Source organism: Nevskia soli DSM 19509 (genome assembly GCF_000711955.1).
Lineage (GTDB): Bacteria > Pseudomonadota > Gammaproteobacteria > Nevskiales > Nevskiaceae > Nevskia > Nevskia soli.
This window is the reverse complement of sequence record NZ_KL544000.1, coordinates 14553-39200: the sequence shown is the minus strand read 5'-3', so window position 1 is coordinate 39200 and position 24648 is coordinate 14553. Positions and strand designations below refer to the sequence as shown.

Annotated in this window: 17 protein-coding genes and 1 tRNA gene; 3 read left to right on the top strand and 15 right to left on the bottom strand. The window is 66.8% G+C overall.

From position 1 onward, the window contains the following. Positions 1–56 precede the first annotated feature (56 nt). Positions 57–1619, top strand: coding sequence for a tryptophan halogenase family protein (locus tag BP26_RS0125660; protein WP_029923404.1), 1563 nt, complete (start codon positions 57–59; stop codon positions 1617–1619). Between the two features lie 40 nt (positions 1620–1659). Here the strand turns inward: BP26_RS0125660 and BP26_RS0125655 are convergent, their stop codons facing one another. From BP26_RS0125655 to BP26_RS0125615, 10 genes are all read right to left on the bottom strand, one after another. Beyond that, the gene (locus tag BP26_RS0125655) at positions 1660–4191 is read right to left on the bottom strand and encodes a glycoside hydrolase family 3 protein (protein WP_157572776.1); all 2532 of its coding nucleotides are present in this window, start codon (positions 4189–4191) and stop codon (positions 1660–1662) included. A 20-nt stretch (positions 4192–4211) separates the two neighbouring features. Then, positions 4212–4634, bottom strand: a complete 423-nt coding sequence (locus BP26_RS29965; protein ID WP_157572775.1) for a cation:proton antiporter domain-containing protein — start codon at positions 4632–4634, stop codon at positions 4212–4214. Positions 4635–4871: 237 nt separating this feature from the next. Continuing rightward, a complete protein-coding gene (gene xylE / locus BP26_RS0125650) occupies positions 4872–6311 on the bottom strand; it encodes a D-xylose transporter XylE (protein ID WP_245611897.1) in 1440 nt (479 codons plus the stop codon). A 65-nt stretch (positions 6312–6376) separates the two neighbouring features. Next, positions 6377–8773 (bottom strand): TonB-dependent receptor, encoded by a 2397-nt coding sequence (locus BP26_RS0125645; protein WP_029923401.1) that lies wholly within the window; start codon positions 8771–8773, stop codon positions 6377–6379. A gap of 298 nt (positions 8774–9071) precedes the next feature. Continuing rightward, positions 9072–10055: a glucokinase gene (gene glk / locus BP26_RS0125640; RefSeq protein ID WP_245611896.1), complete on the bottom strand. Its 984-nt coding sequence runs from the start codon at positions 10053–10055 to the stop codon at positions 9072–9074. Between the two features lie 579 nt (positions 10056–10634). Beyond that, a tRNA-Phe gene (locus BP26_RS0125635) sits at positions 10635–10710 on the bottom strand. Positions 10711–10754: 44 nt separating this feature from the next. After that, positions 10755–11030, bottom strand: a complete 276-nt coding sequence (locus tag BP26_RS0125630) for an oxidative damage protection protein (RefSeq protein ID WP_029923399.1) — start codon at positions 11028–11030, stop codon at positions 10755–10757. Between the two features lie 16 nt (positions 11031–11046). Beyond that, on the bottom strand, positions 11047–12216 hold the full coding sequence (gene mutY / locus BP26_RS0125625; protein WP_051749522.1) for an A/G-specific adenine glycosylase: 1170 nt from the start codon (positions 12214–12216) through the stop codon (positions 11047–11049). Further along, positions 12213–12767, bottom strand: coding sequence for an SRPBCC family protein (locus BP26_RS0125620; protein WP_169740786.1), 555 nt, complete (start codon positions 12765–12767; stop codon positions 12213–12215). Before BP26_RS0125620 ends, mutY begins: the two co-directional genes overlap by 4 nt. Before the next feature lie 65 nt (positions 12768–12832). Then, positions 12833–14950: an AsmA family protein gene (locus BP26_RS0125615; RefSeq protein ID WP_029923396.1), complete on the bottom strand. Its 2118-nt coding sequence runs from the start codon at positions 14948–14950 to the stop codon at positions 12833–12835. A 287-nt stretch (positions 14951–15237) separates the two neighbouring features. On the opposite strand from BP26_RS0125615, the gene rimO reads away from it, so the two are divergent. Then, a complete protein-coding gene (gene rimO, locus BP26_RS0125605; protein WP_084183459.1) occupies positions 15238–16605 on the top strand; it encodes a 30S ribosomal protein S12 methylthiotransferase RimO in 1368 nt (455 codons plus the stop codon). A 120-nt stretch (positions 16606–16725) separates the two neighbouring features. Here the strand turns inward: rimO and BP26_RS0125600 are convergent, their stop codons facing one another. From BP26_RS0125600 to BP26_RS0125585, 4 genes are all read right to left on the bottom strand, one after another. Beyond that, positions 16726–17622, bottom strand: coding sequence for an AEC family transporter (locus BP26_RS0125600; RefSeq protein WP_029923394.1), 897 nt, complete (start codon positions 17620–17622; stop codon positions 16726–16728). A gap of 72 nt (positions 17623–17694) precedes the next feature. Further along, positions 17695–19230 carry an FAD-binding oxidoreductase gene (locus BP26_RS0125595; protein ID WP_157572774.1) on the bottom strand — a complete coding sequence of 512 codons (1536 nt, stop codon included), beginning with the start codon at positions 19228–19230 and terminating at the stop codon, positions 17695–17697. After that, positions 19227–19514, bottom strand: a complete 288-nt coding sequence (locus BP26_RS0125590; protein WP_157572773.1) for a hypothetical protein — start codon at positions 19512–19514, stop codon at positions 19227–19229. The genes BP26_RS0125595 and BP26_RS0125590 overlap by 4 nt, the downstream gene beginning before the upstream one ends. A gap of 75 nt (positions 19515–19589) precedes the next feature. After that, positions 19590–21545 (bottom strand): SPFH domain-containing protein, encoded by a 1956-nt coding sequence (locus BP26_RS0125585; RefSeq protein ID WP_051749519.1) that lies wholly within the window; start codon positions 21543–21545, stop codon positions 19590–19592. A 370-nt stretch (positions 21546–21915) separates the two neighbouring features. Here BP26_RS0125585 and BP26_RS0125580 point away from each other — a divergent pair, with 370 nt between their 5' ends. Then, on the top strand, positions 21916–22182 hold the full coding sequence (locus BP26_RS0125580; protein ID WP_029923390.1) for a DUF6471 domain-containing protein: 267 nt from the start codon (positions 21916–21918) through the stop codon (positions 22180–22182). 781 nt (positions 22183–22963) lie between these two features. Here the strand turns inward: BP26_RS0125580 and BP26_RS0125570 are convergent. Then, complete coding sequence (locus BP26_RS0125570; protein ID WP_051749517.1) at positions 22964–24631, bottom strand: amidase family protein; 1668 nt, start codon at positions 24629–24631, stop codon at positions 22964–22966. Between the last annotated feature and the right edge of the window lie 17 nt (positions 24632–24648).

Here is a 24648-nt window from a genome sequence, read left to right as displayed (position 1 = left end):
AGCGCTATCAATCGGACTCGCCGTAGCGTTAAGATAGGGTCCGGGAGGAGACCAATATGCCGGCAATACGCAGGGTCCTGATCGTCGGGGGCGGTACAGCGGGGTGGCTTACCGCGACGTTCCTGGCGCGCCATCTCGGCACGGCGCAGCAGGGCGTGCGCATCGCTCTCGTGGAGTCGAGCGAGATCGGCATCATCGGCGTCGGCGAGGGCACCTTCCCCTCGATCAAGGGTACGCTCGCGGCGATCGGCATCGACGAGGCGCGCTTCCTGCGCGGCAGCTTGGGTACGTTCAAGCAAGGCATCCGCTTCGATCACTGGGTGCGGCCGCGCGGCGCGCCGGGTCCGGACCACTACTTCCATCCCTTCAGCCTGCCCAGCCAGCGCAGCGCAGGCCCGGAGCTGCTGCCTTACTGGCTGCTGGGTGCCGCCGGGCCGGGCGTAGCGTTTGCGGAAAGCGCCACCCTGCAGAAGCGGGTGGCCGATGCCGCGCACGCGCCGAAGCGGCCGGGCGACGCGGATTTTCTCGGGCCGCTCAACTACGCCTACCATTTCGACGCGGCGCGCTTCGCCGGACTGTTGTGCGAGCACGGCAAGAGCCTGGGCGTGGAGCACCTGCTCGGCACGGTGGAGCGGGTGCAGCTGGGCGAGGACGGCGCCATCGACGCGGTGCACACGCGCGAGCACGGCGCGCTGCGCGCCGACCTGTACATCGACTGCAGCGGCTTCCGCGCGGCGCTGATCGGTGACGCGCTGGGAGTGCCGTATCGCGACATGAACGACGTGCTGTTCGTCGACCGCGCCTTGGCCATCCAGGTGCCCTACGAGAGGCCCGACACGCCGATCCCGTCCTATACCATCGCCACCGCGCACGAAGCGGGCTGGACCTGGGACATCGGCCTGCAGGCGCGGCGCGGCGTCGGCTACGTCTATTCTTCGCGGCACACCGACGACAGCCGCGCGGAGCAGGTTCTGCGCGAATACATCGGCCCGGCTTGCGCGCAGCTTTCCGCGCGGCAACTCAAGCTCAAGGTCGGCTACCGGCAGACGCAGTGGCTGAAGAACTGCGTGGCGGTGGGCTTGTCGGGCGGCTTCGTCGAGCCGCTGGAATCCTCAGGCATCGGCCTGATCGAAACCGCGGCCTACCTGATCGCCTACCTGTTCCCGTTCGACGGCGCGATGGAACCGGTGGCGCGGCAATTCAACGCGCTGATGCAGGCGCGCTACGAGCGCATCTTCGACTTCGTCAAGATGCACTACTGCCTGACGCAGCGCCACGACCATGCCTTCTGGATCGACAACACCGATCCCTCCACGATCCCCGCTACGCTGCGCGACAAGCTGGCGATGTGGCGTTGCCGTCCGCCGCAGCGGCTGGACTTCATTGCTGATTTGGAGATGTACCTGCCGGCAAGCTGGCAGTTCGTGTTGTACGGCATGGAGTATCCGACCGATCTGTCCGCCAGCCGCGCCTGCTACCCGCGCCAGGAGGCGGCGCGACAGGAATTCCGCAACATCCGCCAAGTTTCGGAACGGGCGCTGGTGGATCTGCCGACCCACCGCGCGCTAGTGGAGCAGCTCTGTCGGCGCGCCGATGCGCGGGCAACGATGCCTGTTTAGCGCGGCGCAGCTTCCCTTCCTTTTGTCGGGAGGGGAAGCTTCAGTGCACCGCTGGCGGACACACCGCCCCGGCTGGATCGGAAGCCAGCTGCACGCTGCTCAGCGACAACCGCAGCTGTCCGGCCGTGCTCAGCGCAAACGGTTCGGTGACCTTCGACACGTCGGCACCGGCGTCGCGCAGGCAAGCCATGCGGACCTTGAGCGTGCGCCACTCGCCAATGGCCGCACCGTCCAGCGTAGCGGTGAGATCGACCGCCGCGCCGCAGCCGGGACCGCATGCCAGCTCCAGACGCACCGGCGCGCTGGGCCGCTCGTCGATACGGTAGGCGATGCTCAGTGTCGCGTCGCCGTTGGTGAGCATGCGCATATCCAGCGGCCCACCGGAGACCGCGACGGCGGCCTCGCCTTGCCCTGACCAACTCAGTGCGCGTCCTGCTTCCTGCACGCCGTCCGCATCCACCGCGCGCATGCTCAGGCCCGTCACCGCGCCGCTGTTGCTGCCGGCGGTGATGTCCAGCGACTGGCCGCCGCCGCGCAGCACCAGTTGCCAGGGCGCCGCGGCGCGGCCATGTACCAGATAGTTGGAGAAATTGAAGGCCTCGGGCGCCACGCCGGAAACCTCGGACAAGAGCGGCTGCTCGCGATGGTCGCGGTAGCCCAAGCCATAGCCGTAGGCGAACTGCGGACGATAGGGTTTGGCGTCGCGGTTCAGCACGGCCTGTGCGGCGTTGCGCGGCCAGGAGAAGGACAGCTTTCCGCTGAACTCGAAGCGCGGCCGGCCGGCCGCATCGCCCACCAGCACGTCGGCGATGCCGCCGCCCTCGGAACCCGGCAGCCAGGCGGCGACGAAGGCGTCGGAGGCGTTGATCTCGGGATTGACCCACAGCGGGCGCCCGGACAGGAACACCGTCACCACCGGCACGCCCTGCGCCACGAGGCGCTTGAGCAGGGCCAGGTCGCTCTTGTCACCGGGCTGGTACTCGAGGGTCTTGAGATCGCCCCAGCCTTCGGCATACGGCGTCTCGCCGATCACCACCACCGCGACGTCCGGCTTTTGCGTATAGCGGCCGTCCGCGCTCAGCTCGGCGGCGCCGCCGCCCGCCGCCAGCGCCTCGCGCAGTCCGGCGTAGATCGACTGGCCGTTGGGGAAGTCGCTGTTGCGGTTGCCGGTACCCTGCCACGACAAAGTCCAGCCGCCGCATTGGCGGCCAATGTCGTCGGCGCCGGAGCCGGCCACCAGTACCCGCGCGGAGGAACGGATCGGCAGCACCCCGCCATCGTTCTTGAGCAGCACCAGCGATTTCCGCACTGCCTCGCGCGCCAGCGCGCGGTGCTGCGGCGAGCCGAGCACACCCTCGCGCCCTTCCCACGGGCGCTGCGGATCAAACAGGCCCAGCGCAAACTTGACGCGCAGGATGCGCCGCACCGCGTCGTCGATGCGCTGCGGCGGGATTTCGCCGGCGCGCGCCTGCTCCAGGGTGTTGCGGTACAGGGTTCTCCAGCTGTCCGGCGCCATCAGCATGTCGATGCCGGCGTTGAAGGCTGCGGCGCAGCTGTCGTTGTTGCAGCCGGGCACCTGGCCGTGCGCGTTCCAGTCGCTGATGACGAAGCCCTCGAAGCCGAAGCGGCCTTTCAACACGTCGGTCAGCAGGCTGCGGTTGCCGTGCATCTTCACGCCCTGCCAGCTGGAGAAGGAGGCCATCACCGTCATCACACCGGCCTCGATCGCGACCGGGTAGCCCTGCGCGTGGACGCGGATCAGTTCGGCTTCGCCGATGTCGGCGTCACCTTGATCGACGCCGCCACGGGTGCCGCCGTCGGCCAGGAAATGCTTGGCCGAGGCCGCGACGTGTCCGTTTTGCAGCGCCGGCCGCGCACCCGGCTCGCCCTGGAGTCCGCGTACCATGGCGTCGGCGTACAGCCGCACCAGGTTGGGCTCCTCGGCATAACCCTCGTAGTGGCGACCCCAGCGCAGGTCGCGCGGCACCGACAGCGCCGGGCCGAAGGCCCAGTCGATGCCGCTCGCCGCGGTCTCCTCGGCGGTGGCCGCGCCGATGCGGCGCAGCAGGTCGGGGTCGTGCGCGGCGCCGAGACCGATGTTGTGCGGAAACAGGGTGGCGCCGACGACGCGGCTGTTGCCGTGCACCGCGTCGAGTCCGAACAGCACGGGGATGGGCTCGTGGCCCGGTCGCGGCTCCAGCGACACGGCGCGGAAGGCGCGCGCCGTCGCCACCCAGGCCGGCGCCGGCGAGCGCGGGCCGTCCGCACCCAGTGCCGGCGAGTTGCCACCAGCCAGAACCGAGCCCAACGGTACCTCGCGCAGATCTTCAGGACGGATGCTGGCGATGTCGGCCTGGATCATCTGCCCGACTTTCTCCTCCAGGCTCATGCGCGCGAGCAGTTGTGCCACGCGCAGCTCGGTCGCCGCGTCGACCAGGCCGCGGCTATGTGCCTGCGGCCATAGCGTCGGGTGCGCTTGGCCGCGGCCGGACGATGGCGCCGCTTCGCCCGGGGTTGCCGGCGCGGCGACCAGCGCTGCGAGGAGGAACAGGGCGCTTGCGTGCTTTCTCATGAATATGCGTTTCAGGGGGATCAGGCTTCGGTGGCGATGACCAGCAGGCGCCCGCTGCGGCGATAACGCAGGCGCAGCAGGGGCGCAGTGACCAGGGTGGTGGCCACGGCCATGATCACCAGCAGGGTGAAGACCTTCGGCGGGATGAAGCCGAGGTCGAGGCCGATGTTCAGCACCACCAGTTCCATCAAGGCGCGCGTGTTCATCAGCACGCCGCAGGCGGCGGCGTCCTCGTTCCGCATCCCTGCGGCGCGCGCGGCGAAATACACCGGGACGATCTTGGCCGCGCCGGCGACGAGCACGATCAGCGCGCACCAGCTCCAGTCGGAAAAGCTGTCCAGGCCGAGCAGGGTGCCGCCGCGCGCCACCAGCACGATAACGATCAATTGCAACAAGGTGGCGAGCAGCACGCCCTCGCCGTGGGCCGCTTCAGCTGGATGCATCGGTTCCTCTCCTGGCGCGGACCGCGCTGCCGGGCGGCGGTGTCCCTGCCCACAGGCCGTCCTTCAGCGGACTGGCCAGATGGGAAAAAAGCTCCTGGCCCGTACCGCGGCGCGGACCAGGAATACCGAGGCCGGCAGGCCGGGGCGGGTTGGGCGTACCACGCCGCCGACAGGATCGTTCCGGCTCACAGCAAATCCGCGGCCGGGAGCGTCCCGCGGACGAAACACCTTCCCGGTTCACGCCCAGTCATGCGCGCGCGCTGCCGGGGGAGCGGCGGCACGAGGACCGCCGCGCGTCCACAACCCCTGGATCGACTCCAGGCTGTGCCCGGCGGTCTCCGGCACGCAGCGCCACACGAACAAGCCGGCGAGCACGCTCATCAGTCCGTACAGGTAGTAGGCGAAACCGTGGTTGAGCCACTGGTTGAGAAAGGAGTTGCCATCCAGCACCTTGAACGACCACGACACCGCCAGGTTGGTGATCCATTGTGCCGCCACCACCACCGCCATGGCCTTGCCGCGGATCGCGCCGGGGAAGATCTCGGACAGCATCACCCACACCACCGGCCCCCAGGACATGGCGAAGCCGACGATGTAGACCAGCACGCAGAACAGCGCGGCGCCGCCTTGCGAATGAACACTGAACAGGTAGCCGAGCAGCAGCATCGGCAGCGCCATGGCGGCGGCGCCGACGATCAGCAGCGGCTTGCGGCCGAGATGGTCGACTGCGTAGATGGCGATCAGCGTGGACAGCATATTGGCGGCGCCGATCACCACGGTCTGCAGCAGGGCGCTGTCGCTGCCGGCGCCGAGATTGCGGAACATCAGCGGCGCGTAGTACAGCACCGCGTTGATGCCGACCAGCTGCTGGAACACCGACAGCGCCAGACCCACCAGGATCACGGTCCAGCCATAGCCGAGCAGGCGCGGCGCCGCCGTGGCCTTGAGGCTGGCGCCGATCTCGGACAGGATCTGCGGCGCCTGCACCGCGCCCGCGACACGCTGCAGCACCCGCAGCGCCTCGGCCTCGCGTCCGCGCAGCATCAGCCAGCGCGGCGTGTCCGGCACGCCCGCCAGCAAGGCCAGGAACAGCATGGCCGGCAAGCTTTCCGAGCCGAGCATCAGGCGCCAGCCGATGTGGTCAAGCCAGGCGGCGTCGCCGCCGCGGGCGATCAGCCAATTGACGAAATAGACGGTGACGATTCCGACGACGATGGCCATCTGGTACAGCGAGACCAGCTGCCCGCGCCGCTCCTTCGGCGCGATCTCCGCGATGTACAGCGGCGACAGCATCGAAGCGACGCCGATGCCTGCACCGCATAACAGACGGTAGAGGTTGAAGGCAATCAGCGCCGGCAGGCCGGTACTGCCCAGCGGCTGCAGCCCCGCTTCCGGTACCGCCGTGCCGATGGCGGAGAGAAGGAACAGGATCGCCGCCACGATCAGGCCCGTCCTGCGGCCGTAGCGGTCGGCGATGCCGCCGGCGATGACGCTGCCCAGCACGCAACCGAACAGGGCACTGGACACGGTCAGCCCCGACAGAGTATTGCGCCAGGTCTCGCTCAAATGGAGCGGATCGATGAACACCGTATCGATCGAGCCAACAGCGCCGGAGATCACCGCCGTGTCGTAGCCGAACAGCAGTCCGCCCAACGCCGCGACCAGTGTCAGCCGCATGGTCAGGCCCGGTTCTTGTGATGCCGCCTCCATTCGCTTATCCATTCCGATGCCGCGCACCCTGCTCAGAAATCCACGCCGAGATTGACGCCGAAGGTCCGTGGCGGCAGGTACTGCGCTTGCCACGGGCCGAAAGCGTTCTGCGCATTGGTCTTGATCTTGCCGTCCTCAACGTTCTGCACGAATAGATCGATCCACCAGGGCTTGGGACCCGCCGCCGAGTAGCGCAACGCCAAGTCGGTACGGGTGTAGGACTTCTGGCGGTCGCCATCGCCGAGGTTGAACACGCTGAGCCAGCTGCCGGTCTCGAAGTGCGTGCTGACCCGCGGCGCCAGCACCGCACCGTTGTCGAAACGGAAGCTGTGCTCGTACAGCAGCTGGGCGGCGAAGGTGGGCGCGTGCGGCAGGTCGTGGTCGGTCACGTCCAAGCAATTGCTGATGCCGCTCACTGGATTGCCGTTGCGATCGACGCAGGGAGACGGCAGCGTGTAGTCGTTGCTGCCGGCGATCAGGTGGCCAAGACGGGTGTGCGTGTAGGCCATGGTCAGCTGCGCCCGGTCGTCGCGCGTCAGCTTGACCGCCAGCTCCGACTCCAGGCCGTAGACCCTGGCGCCCTGGGCGTTGCTGGTCGCGAGCGAATGAGTGCCGTCCGGATTGGTGACCGGTGCGCTGAACTGGAAATCCTTGAAGTTTTCGTAGTAGAGGGCGTTGTTGAAGCGCACCCGGCCATTGAAGAAGGTGTTCTTGGTGCCGAGCTCGTAGTTGGTCAGCGTCTCCGGGCCGTAGTGCACCCCGCCGTCTTGCAGACCGCCGGACTTGTAACCAGTGGCAATGCTGGTGTAGGCCATGAAATCGTGGCTGAAGTCGTAACTGGCGCGCCCCAGCCAGGTCACCTTGTTGCCAGTGAAGTGGCCGTCGTTGTGCTGATAGGTGGTGAAGCCCGAACCCTGGGCAAACGGATCGCTGCCCGGATCAATCGGCACGTCGCCGCCGGACGGCGGGTTGGCGGTGGGGTTCCAGCCATTGTTGGTACCGCCCTCGTTCTTGCGATCGTCCTCCGTGTAACGCACGCCGCCAGTGAGGTGCAAGGCCTGGGTCAGATTCCAGGTGGCTTGGCCAAACGCCGCCTTCGATGCCACCGTTTCCTTGGGCTGGATGAATGAACCCTGCCAGTTAACCGTGCCCTGCTTTGTACCGTTGAAGATCGGGATGTCGAAGCGGATGCTGTTGTCCTCGGCGGCGTAGTACAGGCCGAGGATCCAGTCCACCTCGTGCTTGCCGGCGGACTGCAGCTCCAGTTCGTGGCTGTAGTTGAGGTAGCGCGAGTAGTTGGTGCGGTCCTCCTGGAAGGTTGCGCCGGTGGTGAAACTGGTCGGCACCGTCGCGCCGCCATCCTGGTCGAAGTCGGAGGAGCCGGTGAAGCGCGAGTAGCCGGCTATGTAGGACAGGTTGAGGTAATCGTTGATGCCGTAATCGATGCGGCTGCGCAAAGTACTGACATTGCGGTGCAGGTAGGGCGCCGTGTCGATCAGCGCCGACCAGAAGTCCTGCCCCGGCCGCGGCGTCTGCAGCAGGTTCATGCCCGGCGTGCCGCGGTCGATGAAGTATTCGTAGGAGATGTTCCAGGTGAAGCGGTCGAGCGGCTTCCACAAGGCGCTGAGGCGCACCGCGCTTTGATCCTGGGAGTTGTAGCGCGGGCCGCCCTGCACGAACAGATCGGGGTTGAGCGGCTCGAATGGTTTGCTGGTGATGCCGGCGGCGTTGTAAGCAGCCTGCTGGTCGGCCACCGAAGGATGGGGCGCTTCCTGGTAGCCGACGTAACCGTCGTGCTGTTCATGGACGAAGGCGAAGCGCAGCGCCAGCGTGTTGGTGACAGGCAGGTTGAAGGCGCCACGCGCACCGTAACGGTTGTAGTCACCCGCTCCGCCCTGGGCCATGCCGAAGCTCTGGTTCAGCACCGGCTTGGCGGTCTGCATGTTGACCGCGCCGACGGTGGAGTTGCGGCCCCATAACGTGCCTTGCGGTCCGCGCAGCACCTCGACGGAGTCCATGTCGAACAGCAGCGTCGCGGCACCCTCGGCGCGCGGCGCGTAGATGCCGTCGACGAACAGCGCGACCTCCGGGTCGGCGTACTCGGTCTTGGCGCTGTCGTTGCCGATGCCGCGCATCGTCATGGTGATCACGCCGTGATCGCCCTCCGAGGTGGCCTGGAAACTCGGCACCAGATGCACCACATCCTCGATGGTCATGACGTGGTTGTTTTCCAGCGCCTGCGCGTTTACCGCGGTGACGGCGACCGGGGTCTGCTGCAAGGAGGTCGAACGCTTGGTCGCGGTGACCGTGACCTCCTGGATGGCTGTCGGGGCGGCATCGTCCGCCAGCGCCGCGCCGGCGCCCGCGAACAGAACCATGATCGCCGCCTGGATCGGCAGGGCTTTCCTGCGAAATCTCGTCTGCTTCATTTCGATGGTCTCCTCCATCTCGGGGCCCTGCGCTGTGATGCGCGGTCCCTCTCGCCGCGGATTAGGCCGCGGGCCTGGTGTTACTTCCGTTTGGATTTGCCGCTGGCCCGGCCTGCGCCGGCCCATTTCATTTGTCTTCGCTGTTCTGTCGAACCCCTCCCCCTAGGCCGATCGGCTGGCTTGCCGCTGGCCTGGCTTGATCCTGGACGCTGCATTTGCTTGCCGCTGGAATGTAGGCTGCGCCATTTTGACAGCGCTGTCAACAGGACAATCAATCTGCTGCTTGAATGTTTTCCGCTCAGCTGCGGAAGCCATCCAGAGCGCAGGCGGCGGCGCCGAGCAGGCCGGGTTGGGCATGCGTAATGGCGTGGGTCGGGATGCCGCGCATCAATGCCTCGAAACGCCCCTTGGCTTCGAAGCGCTGCCGGAACGCGCCGTTGCGGATCCAGGGCAACAGCCGTGCGGTCATGCCTCCACCGAGGTACAGGCCGTGCCAAGCGCCGTGCAGCAACGCGACGTCGCCTGCAAAGCTTCCCAGAATGGAGCAGAACAATTCCACCGCGCGAGTGCAGGTGGCTTCGCCCCGCTGCGCGCCTGCGATGATTTCCACCGGGCCGCCGGCGCTGCGTGGACTGTCGTCGATGGTGCAAACCGCAGCGTGAAGATTCTCCAGCCCCGGCCCTGAAATCAACCGCTCCACCGAAACTCGCGGATAACGCCGCAACAGGAAGGCGAGAATTGCCGCTTCGTAGGCATCGGCGGGCGCGAAGCCGATGTGGCCGCCTTCGGTTTCCAGCACCAACGGCGGCCCCTGGCGCAAAACTATACGGCACACGCCCAATCCGGTACCCGGCCCCAGGACGGCACACTGTCGCTCATGCTCATCATGCAAGAGGGGCTCCGGAACGGCGCCGATGGCACGAAGGTCTGCCGCTTCAAGATGAGGAACGGCCCTGCCGAGTGCAGCGAAATCATTGATGACCTCGAGCTTCTCCAATCCGGCTTCGGCCTGGAGTGCGGCGATTGAAAACGACCAGGGGCTGTTGCTGAACTGAATGTGGCCGCCGGTGACTGGCGAAGCTACGGCGATCACCGCGCGGCGCGGCAGCGGCTCGTGGAGTCGAGTCAAGTAGTACTGGATCGCCTCCGCCAGGGAATCAAAGTGGTCCACCCAGAATTCATGCATTGCCCAGAGATGCGGCCCTCGCCCAGGCCCTGCTGCACTCAGGGCGAAACGTGCCTTGGTCCCGCCGATATCGGCCACCAGTATTGGACTGTCCATAACTCCCGTCATGTTGATCCCCTATTCGACGCCCATGGCGCCCGCGCAGCTTGGAGAGAATTGACAGCGCTGTCAATTACTGTCGGGAGTGTTGTCGTGGGTGATCGTCCGGCTGGACCTGCCAGCTTGCATGGCCGCAAATGAAGCGCCGGATGTTCCGTGAAACGTCGCCGTCGCCGGTCGCCGCACCGTCGAGCTTGGAATCCGGGGATGACGAAAGCAGTACGGTACTGGCAGGCAGCTTTGGCATCCGGACTACATGTTTACGTATGCCGGCAATCAGTCGAGCGCTGTAAGAAGAAAGCCTGGAAACGGGCTTGCGAGCTGGCGGGGAATCATGGATTTCCGCTGGCGGGATCTGCGGCACTCCTGAGCGTCCTGACGCGCGCAAAGCGGGCCAGCCTGCAAGAGATGACGGAGCCTGGCGGCTGCTCAACGCACGAGATGGTCATGCGGTTGCCACCTCGCGGCGGATCATCTCAGGGTGGCGGCGTGCCGGATTGGCGGCACGGCGACCCAAAGTGGTTCCGCTCCGAGCGGGGTAAAGACGAATAAGTCTTTGATCCACAGGGAATAAAGTGGTGGCCGGGGACGGAATCGAACCGCCGACACGGGGATTTTCAATCCCCTGCTCTACCGACTGAGCTACCCGGCCGCATTGCGCGGAGCGCGCAATTAGACGCGAGAGGACGCGCGCCGTCAAGGTTTCGGCGGAGGCGGCACGTAGTGGGTGGTGGCGAGTTCGCCGCCGAAAAAGAATTTTTCCATTTCCTCGGCGAGGAACTTGCGCGCCGGGGCGTCGGCCAGCACAAGCCGGTATTCATTGATCAGGCGCGTCTGGTGGGCGAGCCAGTCCTGCCAGGCCTGCTTCGAGACCTGTTCGAAAATACGCTGGCCGAGCGCGCCGGGGATGGGCGGCTTGGGCAGGCCTTCGGCTTCTTTGCCGAGCTTGATGCATTGAACGGTGCGGGTCATGGCTACCTGGGGGGAATTAAGGGGTGGACGCCCGCCGTTTCCTGGGCTTGGGGCGTTCGGTGCGGCCCGATGCCGTCTGGCCTTCTTCGGCGAACAGCAGGCTGCCCTGCGGATCGATCGGCACCGGCCGGTTCAGCGCGCGGAGCAGCTTGCTGACCGGCGCGGGCAAGCCAGGCAGATCATCGGCCGCAATGTTAATCCAGCGCAGCTCGCTGCGCTCGCCCAGCGTGTTGCCGGCTGACCTGGCGCGCAGACGCAGCGGACTCAGCTCCAGTTCGAAATGGGTGAAGGCGTGGCTGAGGGACGGCAGCGTGGCCAGGGACTGCACGCGCAGGCCGTGCCGCTGGAGCACCCAGGCGGCGGGGTCCGCACCCTCATCGGCCTCGCCTTCGAGCACCGGCAGGCACCACAGGCCGCCCCAGATACCGGCCGGCGGGCGGCGCTCGAAGAGCAGCTCGCCCACCGCATTCTCGATCAGCAGCAGGCGCGCGTGGCGCAGCGGCCGCTCGCGTTTCGGCCGCGACGAGGGGAACTCGCCGACGCGATTGCCGAGGAAGGCCTTGCAGTCGGCACTCACCGGGCAGCGCGTGCAGGCCGGCTTGCGCGCGGCGCAGAGCGTGGCGCCCAGATCCATGATGGCCTGGGTGTAGTCGGTCAGGCGCCGCTTCGGCAGCAGTGCTTCCGAGAGCGCCCAGAGTTGCTTGCTCACCTTCGGTTCACCCGGCCAGCCGGCGATAGCACCGTGGCGCGCCAGCACGCGCTTGACGTTGCCGTCGAGGATGGCGTGGCGCTGGCCGCAGGCCTGGGCCAGGATGGCGCCGGCGGTGGAGCGGCCGATGCCGGGCAGCGCGGTCACCGCCTCGATGTCGCGCGGGAACTCGCCGCCGTGCTCGCTGACGATGAGCTGCGCCGCGCGCTGCAGGTTTCGCGCGCGTGCGTAGTAGCCCAGGCCCGCCCAGTGCTGCAGCACGTCGTCGGCAGGCGCCGCCGCCAGGGTAGCGAGATCGGGGAAACGCGCGACAAAGCGCTGGAAATAGGGAATGACGGCGGCGACCTGCGTCTGCTGCAACATGATTTCAGCCAGCCAGACGCGGTAGGGCGTGCGCGGCTCCTGCCAGGGCAGGTCATGCCGGCCGTGTACATCGAACCACTTGAGCAGGCGCTGGCTGAAAGGCGCTTTGCTCATGGCGTCGCACCGCTTGCGGCCGGCAGGCCGGCGAGCTGCTCGATACCGGCGGAGGTGCGCTGCGCTTCCTCGCGCAGCGAGCGCTCGACCAGCCAGGGGCCGATCAGCGGCGGCACCCAGAAGGCCGGCTCCAGTTCGGCACTGAAATGCAGATGGGTGGCGGCGCCGTCGGGACGAAAGCGCCAGTCGGCGCGGCCGTAGCTGAAGTCGCTCTGCGCGGGCAGCACCTCGGCATGCAGGTCGCCGCCGTCCGGACGCGCGGCGTAGCGCATGTCCTGCACCTGGTGCAGCAGCTTGCAGTAGAACAGCGCGCAGACCCGCACCTCGGTGTAGACACGCGCCTGTTCATCGCCGCGATGCTCGATGACCCGCACCTGCTGCACCGCCGGGTTGATCTTCGGCAGATCGCCGGGCGTGGCGAATACCGCGTAGGACGCGGCGGACGGGGCCTGCAGCTTCACTTCCATTTCGACGTGATAGCGCGCGCCGTCATGCGCGACATGGAGGGACTGGATTTCCGCGGCGGAGGCTGGGCATGCGCAAGCGAGCAAGGCCGGCGCAAGGCACAGCCCTGCGCCGGCCCAAGTCGCTTCCGCCCGCTTCGAAGGAAATGACATCAAGGCTTCGGCGCGGGCTGCTGCTCCTGCTTCTTCTTGCCGAACAGACCCTGCAGGGCATTGACGATGTCGTTGCCCTTCTGGCCGCCCAGCTTCTGCGTCAGTTTCTGCACCGCCTGCTGCTGCAGGGCGGCGGCGACGTCGATCTGGTACTTGGGCGCACTGAAGGGACCGGACACGCGCACGGGAATGACCACGCCCTGCAGGTTGGCCAGTTCCTTGCCACCCTGGCCGGTGGCGGTGTTCACCACGGTGGGCCTGGCGGTGTAGTCGAGGGTGCTGTTGACCAGGTCGACCTGGCCGGCGCCGCTGAGGCGCAGCAGCGGGCTGGCGGCATTGAGATCATCGGAGTGCAGCACGCCGTTGCTGATCTTGCCGCTGGCGCTCATGGTGGTGAAGTCGGTCTGCTGCGAGGAGCCGCTCTGCTCGGGCTGCTGACCGCCGTATAGGGCCTGGGCCTGGCGTATGATCTGGGCCAGGTTGAAACCTTTCACGGCGCCGTTCTGCAGAGCGAAGGAGACGTTGCCGTTGAGCGCGCGCTTCAGCTCGCTCACGGTGTTGCCGGCGCTGGTGACGTCCAGCGCGAAGTTGCCGTTGCCGCTGACGTAGTCCTTGCCCATGAAGTCCAGCAGCAGCGGGCCGGCGCTGATCGAAGCCAGCTTGAGGGTCTGCGCCAGGGCCGGACGCGCGCCGGGGCCGATGCGCGTGGCGGACGCGAGCGAGCCGCCGTAAAGGCTGGCGCCGAGGTTGATGTTCTTCTGCGCGCCCTTGGCCATGGCCACCTTCAGCTGCGCGTTGGCGAGGTTGAGGTTCTTCAGCTTGAGCTTGCCGATGTCGAGGGTGCCGTTGGCCGTGATGCCGTCGAGCTTGTTCAGCGGCAGCGGCGTGTTGTCACCCTCGCCCGGCTTGCTGGTGCCCTTTGGCGCGACCGGGTTGCGCGAGGCCGGGGCCATGTAGCGGTCGACATCGATCTGGTCGAGCTTGAAGGCGAACTGGATGCCGTTGCTGCCCGGGCTGACCAGGCCGGCGGAGCCGGTCAGGGTGCTTTGGTCGAGCTTCAGGATCAGATTGTTGATACGTGCATTGCCTTTCACCGCGTCGATGGTGGCGTTGAGGCTGGCCTGTTGCAGCACCGCGCTGTCCGCCGTGGCAGGCGCCTCGATGCCCAGCGACTTGAAGGTCTCGCGCGGATTGAAGGCGGCGATGCTGAGCGGGCCGGTGACATGCCCGCCGTCGCCGTCGAAGCCGCTGCCGTCGAGCGTGATGGCGGCGACGATATTGGCCAGGGACAGCTTGCCGTCGGCGAGTTTGAAGGTGCCCTTGTCGCCGTCGAAGTGGACGCTGCCGGAGAGCTTCAGGTTCTGCTTGCCGCCGGGGACCGCATTGCCCGTGGCGGCGACGCTGGCCTCGAGATCCTGCGCGTCGAACAGCCTGTTCGTCTCGTCGAACATGAATTTGGTGGAGGCTTCCACGTCCGCGTTCACCGCCGGATCGGCCAGGACGGCGCTGAAGGCCAGCTTGAAGTCGAACGGCTTGCCGGGGCCGACGGTGCCGGTCTTGAGCTTGAACTTGCTCAGGGCATAGGACTTCTTCGCCTGCTGGTCGACATAACCGATGTTGGCGTTGTCGATGTCGATGCCGCCGATGTGCAGCTCGCCACCGCCCTGCTTCTGTGGCGGCGGGGACGGCTTCTGGCCCGGCTGCTGCGGCTGCGCCGGCTTCTCGGGGCTGGTGAGGTCGTCCCAGTTGCTCTTGCCGTCCGCCTGCTTGAGCAGGTTGAGCTTCAGGTCCTTGAGGGTGATGCTGGAAATGTCGGCACGGCGATGCAGCAACAACGGCAGGATGCGGATGCCCACCTCGGCCTCGCCGACCTCGGCCATCGGCTCTTCGCCGAAGCCGGCGGCATTGCTCAGCTTCGCATCCTTGACGCGCGCGCCCAGGGTGGGAAACAGGCTGACGTGGATGTCGCCGATGGTCAGCTGGCGGTGGATCGAGCTGTCCACCTCGGCGCTGATGCGGGCGCGGAAGCTGTTGGCGTCGAACAGCAGCGACACCGCCAGGGACAGCAAGACCAGGGCTGCCAGCAGGGAGCCGACGATCCACAGGAAAATCTTCATGATCCGTCCTTGAGCAAAAGCGATGTGCGCCGCATCGGTGAGGGGTTAGTGTAGCGGCCGGGATAAGCGTCCATAAGTCCGGCCAGGCGGCGGGGCGGGCGGGCCGCCGGCCCGGAAGACGTGCAATTTAGATGCAGTGGAGGAGCGCCATGGATTCCGGCAGCGCCGGCCAGAAAACCATGGAGGCTGGATTCCCGCCGGAAAAGCAGCAGGCCGGCCGGCGGACGGCCGTACGGCGCGCGGCCCGGCGCGGTAAAATGCGCCTTTAGAGCCTGCTGTATCGCGCCATGCCCTCCCCCGCCGCATCCCCCCGCCGCAAGAAGCCGGCACCCGCTGCCCCGCAGACCGCGCCCAAGATCGGTTTCGTCTCGCTCGGCTGCCCCAAGGCCCTGGTCGATTCGGAACGGATCCTGACCCAGCTGCGCGCCGAGGGCTACCAGACCGTGCCAAGTTACAGCGCGGCCGACGTGGTGGTGGTGAATACCTGCGGCTTCATCGACTCGGCGGTGGAGGAGTCGCTGGACGCCATCGGCGAGGCGCTCAACGAGAACGGCAAGGTCATCGTCACCGGCTGCCTCGGCGCCAAATCCGGCCTGATCCGGGACAAATTCCCCGAAGTGCTGTCGATCACCGGCCCGCAGGACTACAAGGGCGTGATGGACGCGGTACACGCGGCGGTGCCGCCGCAGCACGATCCCTTCCTTGACCTGCTGCCGCCGCAGGGCATCAAGCTGACGCCGAAGCACTACGCCTACCTGAAGATCGCCGAGGGCTGCAACCACAAGTGCAGCTTCTGCATCATCCCCTCGATGCGCGGCAAGCTGGCCTCGCGCACGGTGGACTCGGTGCTGATCGAGGCGGAGAAGCTGGTCAAGTCCGGCGTGCAGGAACTGCTGGTGATCTCGCAGGACACCAGCGCCTACGGCGCCGACCTGAAGTACGTGAAGAAATCCTGGCGCGACCGCGAATACGAGACGCGCATGCTCGACCTGTGCCGCGGCCTCGGCTCGCTCGGCGCCTGGGTGCGGCTGCACTACGTCTACCCGTATCCGCACGTCGACGAGATCATCGCCCTGATGGCCGAGGGCCTGATCCTGCCGTACCTGGACGTGCCCTTCCAGCACGCCAGCCCCAAGGTGCTGAAGGCGATGAAGCGCCCCGCCGCCGCGGAGAACACGCTGCGCCGGCTCGAAGCCTGGCGCGCGATCTGCCCGGACATCACCGTGCGCAGTACCTTCATCACCGGCTTCCCCGGCGAGACCGAGGAAGACTTCCAGATCCTGCTGGACTGGCTCGACGAGGCGCAACTCGACCGCGTCGGCTGCTTCAAGTATTCGCCGGTCGAAGGCGCCACCGCCAACCTGCTGGCCGGCGCCGTGCCGGAGGAAGTGAAGGAAGAGCGCCTCGCCCGCTTCATGCAGAAGCAGGCCGTGATCAGCGCCGCCAAGCTCAAGGCCAAGGTCGGCAAGACGCTGGAAGTGCTGATCGACGAAGTCACGCCCAAGGGCGTGGTCGGCCGCTCCTGGGCGGACGCGCCGGAGATCGACGGCAAGGTCTACATCGAGGGCAAGCTCAAGCCGATGCCGGGGCAGCGGGTGCAGGCGAAGGTGGTGCGCGCCGATACGCACGACCTGTACGCCAAGCTCGTCAGCTAGGTTCATCGTCGCCCCGCGAAGGCGGGGGCCCGGTTTCCTTTGCTACCCGGACGCAGCGCGAAGAAAAAACCGGATCCCCGCCTGCGCGGGGATGACAGTTGATGGTTGGCGCGGTCGTCGCTAAAGCAGCAGATTCGCCAGCGGCACCGTCACCAGCGACAGCAGGATGCCGGCGCCCAGCACGGTATTCGCCAGCTCCGGCTCCATCTCGTACTGCTCCGCCAGGATCGCGGCCGAGATCATCGGCGCCATCGCCGCCTGCAGTACCCCCACCGTCAGCACCAGTCCGCTGACGCCGGTGGCGATGCCGAGCAGCCAGCACAGCAGCGGCGCGGCGAACATCTTCCAGCCCAGTCCCATGCCCAACGCGCCGAGTTGCGAGCGGCCGAGGTGCAGGCGGAATTGCAGGCCCACCGAGAACAGGGCCAGCGGCGTCAGCGAGGCACCGATGCGTTCCAGCACCAGGTGCACCGGCTCGGGCCAGCCGCCGAGGGCGCCGGCGATGATGCCGCCGACCAGGGCGAGGAAGGAGGGAAACAGCAGGATGCGGCGCAGCACTTCCGCCGGCATCAGGGTGCGGCCGGCGTAGACGGCGGTGACGGCCACGCCGCCCACCGCCAGCGCCACGAAGTTGCCGACCTGGTCGGCGATCACCGCCAGGCCCAGACCCTCCTTGCCGCGCAGGGCCTCGATCATCGGGTAGCCCATGAAGGAGGTGTTGCCCAGGCCGCCGACCAGGATCAGCGCGCCGATGCGGCCGCGCGACCAGCCCAGCCGCGGCCCGAGCAGGGCGAACAGCAGCCAGGAGCCGATGAACAGCAGCCACATCGTCGCCACCAGGAACCACAGGTGCGGATCGAAGCGGATGCGCGGAATCAGGTCCAGCACCAGCGCCGGCAGGGCGATGTTCAGCACCCACCAGTTGAGGTTCTGCGCCAGGCCCGCGGGCGGCCTGGCGTAGCGCGTCACGGCGATGCCCATGGCCAGGCAGAAGAAAAGTAGCAGCAGGGCGCTCATGACTCGGACAACCGAATGAAACGAAAAGGGCTCATCAGACCCGGAAGCGAGGCTCCGGGTTCCGGAGACAAATCAGCCTGTTTCGACCAGGCCGAAACTGCGGGGATTCAGAATGCCGCGCGGATCGCGTTTGTGTTTTTCCGCCGCCAACGCCTCACGTAATTGCGCCGGCGCGCGCTGCTGGAATTCCCGCGCCCACTTGGGGCCGATGCCGTGCTCGGCGGAAAAGGTGCCGCCGAAGCGCAGGGTTACGTCGAACACCAGCTTGACCAGTTCCGCGGCGTGCGCCTTCACCGGCTGCTCCTTGCTGCCCAGCAGGTGCAAATGGGCGCCGCCGACGCCGGCGTGACCGAAGGCGATCAACTCCACTTCCGGATGGGCGGCGCGCAACTCCTGCTCCAGCGCGGCCAGGTAGTCGCCGAACACGGCGACCGGCGTGGCGGTGTCGAAGCTGAGGCGACCGCCGCCGAGGACGCGCATGCGCGCATTGCTGGATTCGGTGATGGAGTGGCGCAGCTTCTTCAGCAGCGGCAGCGGCGCGTAGCCGATCTTCTCCGCCGGCCATTGCAGTTTGTCCGCCAGGAAGTCGTAGAGGCGGCCGGCGAGGTCTTCCTCGGCGTCGCGCGACTCCACCTGGAGCAGCACGTAGAACGGTGAATCGATCTGCGGCGTCTCGAAGGGCCAGCGGAAGGCGGCGCCGAGATGCGTTTCCACCAGTTGCAGCGACTGGCGGCTCATGAATTCGAATTCCTCGATGGCGCCGGGGAACTGGCCGCGCGCCGCGTCGAGCAGGCGCATCGCCGCCGGCATCCCGTCCACCGGCAGCAGCACCGCTTCACGCTGCGCCGGAATCGGGTAGGTGCGCAGGCGCGCGCGCGTGACGACGCCGAACAGGCCCTGGCTGCCGATCAGGCCCCAGGCCGGCTGCACGCTGGCGGAATCGATCGCCAGCCGATCCGGCGGCGGCGCCTGCCAGGCAACGGCCCTGCAAGGGCCGGTCTCGCTGCCGTCGCCCCAGTAGCCCCAGGCGGTTTCGCACAGGTGCGCGGCAGTGCCGTAGCTGACGGCATTGGCGCCGGCGGAAGCGTTGGAGACACAGGCGCCGACAGTGGCGGCGCTGGTGGAGCCCATTTCCATCGGCCACATCAGGCCCAGCGGGCGCAGCAGTTCGTTGACCGCATCCACCGCCAGGCCTGCTTCGACTTCGAGCTTCGCCCCATCGAGCGCGGGCTGGTTCAGGCCGCGCCACCAGTTGGCCAGGGCGTCGGCGGCCTCTTCGGGCTTGGCTTGCGCCGGGAAATCGAAGGCGCGGCCATCGGCCAGTTCGAAGCGCAGGGGACGATTGAGCTTTTCCAGCGACAATACCGTCTCGCCTTCCGGGCGCTGCGACTCGACCAGTCCGGTGCGGCCGGCGCTCAGCACCAGCTTGCGGCCGACTTCGTTGCACAGGCGCAACACCTGCTGCAACTCGGCGGCGCTGGCCGGCAGCAGCAGGCAATCGGTATGGCCGGGTTCGCCGCGCTCGGGGATCTCGTAGCGCTTGAGGCGCTCACGGTCTTCGACGTAGCGCGCGCCCAGCAGGGCGCGCAAGGGTTCTGCGGTGTTCAAGGCTTGGCGGGCGGAGGCGGGGTGATGGCGGCCTGGTTCTGCTCGCGCAGGGCCAGCGGTTGCGGCGTGCCGGGGCTGGCGGCCTTGCGGCACTCGTGCGCGGCGCGCGCCGTGCTGGCGCCCGCGCCCTTCAATTTATCGACGCATTTCTGATCAAGCACCGGATAGCGCGGCTGGATGTTGATGGCGGGCGGCGCGATCGTGCCCATGCCGCCGGCAAACGCCGGAACCATCGGACCGGAAGCGGCCGTCAGCAGCACAGCAAGGCACAGGACGCGTTTCATGCCGCCATTTTAGCCCCTAAACAGGCCAGTGCGCCGCCCATGCGGGCGCGGCGCACCAGCCGCCTCAACGCAGGCTCAGCGGGCGTCGCTCCGGGCGGTCTCCGCCGGCTGCGTCTTGCTGCTCAACAGCATGCCGAGCAGCGCGTCGACGGCGTTGCCGCCGCGCCCGTCCGCCTGCTGGCCGATGACCACCTGCGGCACCAGGGGATTCTTGGAGTCGCGGATGGCGGCTTCGAGAATCTGCGCCAGTTCCTTCTTCAGCTGGAACTCCGGGCCGCCGAAGGCATTGACCTGGGCCTTGACCGAGCGGGCCTGCGCCTCGCCCACCGCCGCGATGCGGTCGGCCTCGGCGATACCCTCGACGCGGATGCGCTCGGCGTTGGCGGCGGCGGTGACGCGCACGCCGTCGGCGTCACGCTGGCGCGCGGCGAGCTGGGCGGAACCCTTGTTCTCGGCGATCTTGATCTCCACCGAGGAGCGGGTCAGGTCGCCCTGGGCGGCGGCGATGGCCTCGGCCTGGCGCAGCTCGCGCTCCTTGTCCGCGGCCTTGCGCTGGTTCTCGTAGGTGACGACCTTTTCCTCCGCCACCTGGCGGAAGCGTAGCTGGTCGAGGATGGTGGCGATGTGCACGTCGCCCTGGGCCGGGCGCGGCGTGCCGATCATCACCTCCATCAGATTGAGTCTGTATTTCTTGAAGCGCTCGGCCATGGCCTTGACCGCATGGGCCTGGATCTCGGCGCGCTTGGACACCAGCTCGATCAGGGTGCAGCCCTGTGCCGTGTCCTTGAAGTAGGCGGAGACCATCGGGTCCAGCGTCTGTTCGACCAGCAGGCGCAGGTCGGCGAATTGCTGCACCACCATGGGCGCGTCCTCATAGGCGATGTGCAGCACGATGGACAGCGGCAGCACCGGCTCGAAGGCATCGCGGGTGATGAGGCGGATTTCCGACAGGTTCTCGTCGAAGCCGTGCTCCTCGCTGCGCCCCTCGATCCAGCGCAGCACGAAGTTGGTGGTAGGCACCTGGATCACTTTCACGCCATAGGGATTCAGCGCGTACTTGCCGGGCTGCAGGGCGCGGCTCCACACGCCGCGCTTGCCGGACTCCACCAGTTCACCATGCTTGTACTCGGTACCGGTGAGGTCGTTGCCGCGCGGGCCGGTATAGGACACCACCACGCCCACCTTGCCGATCTCGATCACCGTCTTGGGTTGCAGGTCGATGGTGGCGAACAGGCGGTTGATGAAGTAGGTGCCTTCCACCAGCACCTGCTCCTGGCGGCCGCGGCGACCGCCGGCGCGCAGGAAGTTTTCCGGGTCCTGGAAGCAGTTGTGATAGGTCTCCGGGTCGCGCGCATCGGTGCCGACACTGGGCGCGATGATCTCCTCATGCTCCAGCGAGGGGCCGTCGTGCACGGTGGCGACGCCGATGCGATCCTCCTGGTCGCGGATCACCACCGGCTCGAAGCCGCGGCGCTCCATCAGGCGCGAGCGCATCTCTTCAAGCGAGGCTTCGTCGCCGGACAGGCGCACGGCATGGTTGCCGTCGCTGGTGAGGATCACGAACTGCGCCGTGTTGATGGCGTAGACACCCTCGCGCAGGATCTGCCGCTGCGGGCCGCGCTGGCCGCCGCCCATGATGAAGCCGCGCACGTCCTCGAAGGAAACATCCTGCGGCAGCGAGGCCAGGGCCTGGCCCGGATACAGCGGCTGGCCGCTGCGGGCGAAGACGTAGCCGATGGTGCCCTGCGGCACCGTGGGCAGCGACTTGACGTGGATGCGGTACTGGAACGGCATGAAGAAGTGGATGCCGCCGCGCAGCACCTCCGGCTGGAAGCCGGCCGAACCGTCGAGCGAGATGAAGCCGTCGCGCACCGAGCCGCGCAGGCTCCAGATCTTTTCGACGATGCCCATGGAGTCATTGCCGATGAAGACGACAACCCTGGAAACGTAGATCAGGTAGACGGCCAGCAACACGCCCACGATGACGCGTATGAAAAGCGGCACAGCCAGGAAGATCGACCAGATGTCCATCCGGGTACTCCTTTATTGTCTACAAACGGAAAGCCGCCGAACCGGCCGGCAGGGGACGCAAGCTCCCGCAGGCATCCGGGGATGCCCGTGTTCCACTATCGAATCGGCGCGCGGCGCTAGGTCCGGGTTGGCGAGAACGACGAGCCGGGGGAGTGCCGCGGGGCGGCCAGGAGCGGGGACGGCGATGCGCAATCTTTGCGTTGCGTACTCATAAACGAAGCCACCTCGCAGGGGCTTCCGGGCGCCTTGGCGGCGCCCGTGATGTCACCAATAAGTGACGCGGGGAATGCTGCGCCCGCGGCATGGGACTGTCAACAATAAGTGACGCATGTCATTATAAAACCACATCATTTAATGGCTGCTTATTCCGATGGCCAAACACGCCGAAGTGGGGCATTTCATTCAGGGACTGATCCGTACCGAAAAGGCGCGGCGCAAGCTTACCTTCGAGGACATCGCGCAGCGCCTGCGGCAGTACGGCATTCACCAGACACCGAGCAATCTGCGGACCAAGCTGGGGCGCGGGGATATGAGTGCGCAGTTGTTTCTGGCTTTGATGAAGGTGCTGGAGTTGCGCAGTGTCAGGTTGGAGGGGTTGGAGTTGAGAGCGGTTCGGGGGAAGCGAAGGAAGAGGTGAGATTGGCTCCGGATCTTCTTTGAAATCTCTGCGTACGCGCTTGCGCGCGGGTCATTGACCGCGCTGCCTGAAACCCTGGTTCCGCCCTGATAGCGGGTTACTTTTCTTTGGGTTTCGCCCCAAGGAAAGTAACCAAAAGAAATGCGACCCGATGTCTGCGCCGAATAAACACCTGTCGGTGTTTACTCGGTCCCCTGCGCTTCTCGGCCAAGGTGGGGGATGCGACGCTTTGCTTTTGATGTTGCTGTGGCTTTTGATGTTGCTGTGGCTTTTGATGTTGCTGTGGCTTTTGCCTTTGATGTTCCGCCCCGTAGTTTGCGCCGAGCATCGCAGCTCGTGGCGGCATCAGCCGGCGCGTGTGTTCGCGCCGGGCGAGGCAGGATGCCGAAGCGTCTGAAGACAGGCCAGGGATGGCCTGTCTTCAGACCCCGCCACGAGCGAGAAGCGCAGGGCACCGGATCAGCGCGCTTCTTCTTTTCGCGCTGGTCCGGCGCAAACTCCGGGGCATGTTCTTTTGGTTACTTTTCTTGCGTCAAGAAAAGTGACTCGCCGCAGGCGAAAACTCAGCTAAGCCGTTCGGGAGGATCCGGCACGCGCGCAAGCGCATGCAGTGAAGTTTAAGATCTGCGAGGCCAGATCCTTCGCTACGCTCAGAATGACAGCAAAGCTGGAAGCAGGTGGTGCGCTTAGCCCCTCGATACAAATCGCTGCGCGATTCACTCGGGGCGAACGGAGGGTGGTGCGGCGCAGAGGAAAAGCACCCCTCACTCCAATCAGCGTGTTATTGAGCCTCCGACGCCAACGCCGGCAACAACGGCGGCGCCCTGCGCATCTTCGAAGCCTGCTCGTACGCATACCCCATCCCGATCAGCTTCCCTTCCTCATAAGGCTTGCCGAAAAACGCAATATCCATCGGCAAACCTTGAGTTCCGAACCCCATCGGCACCACCAGGCAGGGAAAGCCCACGGAGCCATAACCGGCCAGGGTCGCCGGCTCCGGACGCGTGGACTTCACGAAAGTCGGATCCTCGACGCTGTACACCGGGTTGCTGATCGGCGGCGCGAAGCTGCTGAAGTAGGGAAACACCAGCGCATCGACATGGTACTTGGCGAAGATCGCCAGCTTGTCGGCGGTGGCCTTGGGCAGCACCCTGGTGACGAGATCCTGATACGCGGGATCGTCGGTGGAGGTGGTGGTGGAGTCCTTGAGCAGGCGCATCACACTGTCTTCCACCGGCAGCGGCGACTTGTTCACCTGCGTCTCATAGAGGTGAATGAAATCCGCCACGCTCTTCGGCACCTCCGGCCCGAGGCTGGCAAGGTAGGTTTCCCAGTCCGCCTTGAAGCGGTAGTCGGACACCTTGCGGATCTTGCGGTTGCCCTCGCCCAGGTAGGCCTCGACGAAGGCGGGATCGAGCTCGATGTCCACTGTCGTCGCGCCCTGCTCACGCATCTTGACCAGGGCCGCCTCGGCCAGGGCGTCGATCTCCGGGTCGCCGCCGAAGAAGGTGCGCACCACGCCGATCTTCTTGCCCTTGAGGGCGTGCGCATCGAGGAAGCGGGTGTAGTCGATGCGGCTGCCATGCGGCTTGTAACGCTTGCTCTCTTCGCTCCACACCTTCTGGCTCAGCGGATCCGCCGGGTCCGGCCCGGCGACGGTGCCGAGCATCAGGGCCACGTCGGCCACGCTGCGCGCCATCGGGCCGGCGCTGTCGAAGTTGAGATTCTTCGGCGCAATGCCGGCGCGGCTGATCAGGCCGGTGGTCGGGCGCAGGCCGACGATGCCGTTGTAGGAGGAAGGACCGCGCACCGAGGTGCTGGTGTCGGTGCCGATCGCCAGCACGGCGAAGTTGGCGGCGGTGCTGGCGGCCGAGCCGCTGCTGGAGCCGCCGGTATGGCGCTTGAGGTTGTAGGGATTGATGGTCTGCCCGCCCACCGAGTTGTAGCTGCCGCCGGCGAACTCGCCCATCGCCGTCTTGGCCAGGATGATGGCGCCGGCATCGCGCAGGCGCTGGGCCAGGAAGGCGTCGGTCGAGGGAATGGAGTTCTTCAGGATGGCCGAGCCGTTGCTGGTCGGCATGTCGTCGGTATCGACGTTGTCCTTGAGCAGCACGGGGATGCCATGCAGGGGACCGCGCGGGCCATGCGCCGCGCGCTCCTGGTCGAGCTGCGCCGCCAGCTTGAGCGCCGCCGGGTTGATGGTCAGCACCGAGTGCAGCTTGGGGCCCTGCTCGTTGTAGGCGGCGATGCGGTCGAGGTACATCTGCACCAGCTTCACCGAGGTCAGCCTGCCCGAAGCGAGGGCGGCGTCGATCTGCGCCACGCTGGCCTCTTCCAGCTTGAACGGCGGCTGGCTGTCCGCCTGTGCCGGGGCCAGGGCGGCGCAGGCCAGCAGCAGGCCGGCGGCCGAAGCGCGCGGCAGGACGGCGAAACGGGAATTCACGGGCATGGCGGATTCTTTGGTCG